Consider the following 3,605-nt stretch of genomic DNA (forward strand, 5'->3'; position numbering starts at 1 on the left):
ACCGCAGCCCCACCCGCTTCAACTCCTCGTCGGCGGCGGCTTCGAACAGCTCCAGCGCTTCGGCATACGGCGCCGTGACCGAGGCTCCGGCGGCGGCGACGTGGCCTCCCCCGCCCAGGGCCACCGCGATGTTCTGGGCGCTGACCGTGCCGCGTGAGCGCAGCGAGAGCTTGACCCGCTGACCGTAATCCTTGAACATCACGGCCAGCTCGGCGCCGTCGGCGTTGCGGATGGTGTTGACATACGACTCGACATCTTCCCAGCCCGCGTTGGTGCGCGTAAGGGCGGCCTCGTCGATGCGCGAGCGGACGATCAGCCCGTCGGCGGAGAACTGCATCTGGTCGAGCACCTCGCGCAGCAGCGAGTAGTAGCGCTGGGGATTGCGGGCGAGCTGGTCGTTGATCCAGGCCAGCTCGGCGCCGTGCTCGACCAGGTCGGCGGCGGCCCGCAGCACCTGGGGCGTGGTGTTGGAAAACCTGAACGAGCCGGTGTCGGTGTTGGTGCCCAGCAGCAGCGGCGTGGCGACCCCGCTGCTCCAAACGGCACCCAGGGCGTCCACCACGTCCTTGACCATCATGGCGGTGGCCGCCTGCGAGGGGTCCACCACGCTGACGGTGGCCTGGCGGCGGTTGGTGCCGTGGTGATCGATGTTGACCACCGGCCCGGTAAAAGTGCTCAGGTCAGCCCCGGCGACGCGGGCGGCCTCAGTGTTGTCCACGTCCAGCACGGCGGCCAGGGCACCGGCAGGCCACTCTTCCAGCGCGGGCAGCACCTCGCCGGGTTCGGGCAGGAAGTTGAGGTAGCGCGGCACGTCCATATAGGTCTGGGCGGCCTTGCCGATGGAGCGCAGCGCCCGTTGCAGGCCCAGGCAACTGCCCAGCGCGTCGCCGTCGGGATCGACGTGGGCCAGCACCACAATGGGGCCGGGGTGAGACATCAGCGTCTCGGCGGCCTGCTGAATCAGCTCGGCGTAACGGGGTTCGGCGGCATTCTGGGGACTCATTGCTGCGAGTATAGACAGCCTGGGCTGAGAAGCAGTCAGATTCGACCTGTTTCAGTTTTGACCTATTTCAAATTCAACCCGGTACCGCTCGCTACTCGCCCCTCAGCTCCAGCACCTGCGTGTTGCCCCAGTCGGCGGGGTTACTGCTCATGGGAATGTACTCGCCGCGCTGCCACAGCGGCAACTGGTCGGCGTAGTGCGGCCCAATCGGGTTGCCGCCCTGGCCCAGCGTGCCGATATACACGCTTCTGTTCGGGTCGGCCAGGTCCACGATCTGACGGTAGCTGGGGCCATGTGTCTGCCGGAAGGTGCCGACCTCGGGCCGCGCCACGTTGACGGTGTTGGTGCCGCCGGACGTCGGAGCGCTGCGGTTGAACAGCCAGGCCAGCGCTTTCACGTTGCCGAAGGCCCGGTGGTTGCTGGCGACGGTGTGCAGTTTGCCGTAGACCCAGGCGTCGGGGTTGCTGTCCAGACGGGCGCCGAGGTCGGTCACGGCAGCTTTGAGTGTGTCCGTTCGCCACGCCGCGCAGTCACCCTGACCTTTTACAGCGCACAGCGGACTGCCGGACTTCAGGGCGTTGTAGACCGCCAGGCCGGTGAGCTGGCCAGTGTTGCCCAGCTCGTCCTGTGCCAGCCCCTCCAGCTTCATCAGCCACGCCTCGAAGATCAGCGGCGCGGCGGCCTCGGCCCGCTCATTGCCGTCCCAGGTCTTGAGAATGTCCAGCGCCCTCGTGCTCAACGCACCCTCCGGCTTGGTCGCCAGCAGCAGCGGTTTCAGGTCGCGCCAGACCAGGCTGGTGGTGTCGAGCTGCACGGCCTTCACGTCGTCGATGGTCAGTTTGACCGGGCGGGTCAGCAGCGCGACTAAGCGCTCGGCGCGGTACGGCTCGGCCCAGTTGCGCTCGTTGCCCAGCGCATAGGGGTAGCTGCCGGGCACGACTTTGTTGTTGGCGCTGACGATCAGCCCATCGGCGGGGTTGTAGGTGTGCGGCAACTTGGCGAAGGGAATAAACCCGCCCCACTCGCGGCTGCCGTCGCCCGGCACCGGCAGGCTGCCGTCCCAACCAGACCCAGTGCTGCTACGGATCGGCACCCGGCCCGGCGCGTAATAGCCGGTGTTGCCCTGGGTATCGGCGTAGACGAAGTTCTGGCTGGGCGCCACGTAGCGCGACAGGGCCGCCGTGAAGTCCGTCCAGTTGCGGGCGTAGTTCAGGCCCAGAAAGGCGTCCAGGGTGGTGTCGCCGGGATCGAGCGCGGTCCAGCGCAGGGCGACGAGCGGGCCGAGCGCTTCGGCGTCGCCATTGACGCCAGAAATGACCGGGCCGTGACGGCTCTCCTGCACCACCAGATTCACGTCCGGCTGGCCTTTGACTTTGATGACCTCGGTGCGGCTCTTGAGCGGCGTCCCGGTGGGCTCGATATACAGATCCTGCACGTCGGGGTTGACGTTGGTGACGCCCCAGGCCACGTTGTCGTTGCGCCCGATCACGACGGCGGGCAGCCCCGGCAGGCTGGCGCCGATGGAGTGCAGCGTGGGGCCCCTCACATCGGCCAGATACCACAGCATCGGCGCGCTGAGCGCCAGGTGCGGGTCGTCGGCCAGCAGGGGTTTGCCGCTCTCGGTGCGCGTTCCGGCGATCACCCAGTCGTTGCTGCCCTTGCCCGGAGAGAGCCCGAAGCCCAGCGAGCGGGCGGCGGCGAGCTGGGCACGCAAACTGTTCAGGCTGGATGGGGGCAGACTGGATTGGGGCAGACTGGATTGGGGCAGACTGGACACAGGCAGAACGGCGCCAGCATTCGGTCCGGACTTCACCGCCGCCGCCGAACTCTTCAATTCGTCCGCACTGAGGATGGTCGGGGCGCCCGCCGGGTAAGGCGGCATGATCTCGCCGAGCGCGTCCTGGCCGAGCTTGCCAACCACCTGTGAGCCCAGCAACTCCTCTTCCCAGTTGCCGCCGAGGTCGAAGGCCAGCAGCTTGCTCCACGACACGCTGTCGGTGTCCGTCCAGGGTTCGGGGGCAAAGCCGAGGATGCGAAATTCCAGCGGCAGTTTGTTCTGGGCGATCCCGGCGTTCACGCCCCGCGTATAGGCGCTGACCAGTGCCCGGCTGCGCGGCGAGAGGGAGGGCAGGATGCTCTGGGCGGCCCGCTGAAAGCCCCAGGTTCGCAGGAACTTGTCCTGCTCCAGCGCGGGCGCCCCCAGCACTTCGCTCAGGCGGCCCTGGACGACGCGGCGCTGAAACTCCATCTGCCACAGCCGGTCCTGCGCGTGAACGAAGCCCAGCGCTTCTATGGCGTCCTCGTCGGAGGCCACTGCCACGATATGCGGCACGCCCCAGGCGTCGCGGGTCACGGTGACTGGTCCCTTCAGGCCCGGCAACACCAGATTGCCCGTCACCTTGGCGGCGGTGGCGGCGCCCAGGTACAGTATGGCGCCCAGCACGGCCAGCAGCAGCACCACCAGCACGGCGCCCAGGCCCCGGAGCAGCCGCCTGCGCCCCTTCCTTCTCGTCTTGAGTGTGGTCATGTCGGTGCGCTCAGGGTAGCACCGGATGCATAAATTTGACTTGGAGGGCATAGCGGGGTATATTGGTAGACATAA

General features: G+C 67.5%; 2 protein-coding genes. Both read right to left on the reverse strand.

Annotated features, from left to right (window positions below):
* The coding region (locus Q0R23_RS17955; protein WP_293915294.1) for a bifunctional oligoribonuclease/PAP phosphatase NrnA at positions 1 to 1,003 on the reverse strand (1,003 nt) is incomplete at its 3' end.
* Between the two features lie 91 nt (positions 1,004 to 1,094).
* Positions 1,095 to 3,530, reverse strand: a complete 2,436-nt coding sequence (locus Q0R23_RS17960) for a penicillin acylase family protein (protein WP_293915296.1) — start codon at positions 3,528 to 3,530, stop codon at positions 1,095 to 1,097.
* Between the last annotated feature and the right edge of the window lie 75 nt (positions 3,531 to 3,605).

The sequence above is a fragment of the Deinococcus sp. genome (genome assembly GCF_025362455.1).
Classification (GTDB): Bacteria; Deinococcota; Deinococci; order Deinococcales; family Deinococcaceae; genus Deinococcus.

What these genes read in the sequence shown, in the direction of transcription:
- Q0R23_RS17960 (WP_293915296.1), bottom strand. Translation starts at nt 3,530, where the DNA reads ATGACCACACTCAAGACGAGAAGGAAGGGGCGCAGGCGGCTGCTCCGG.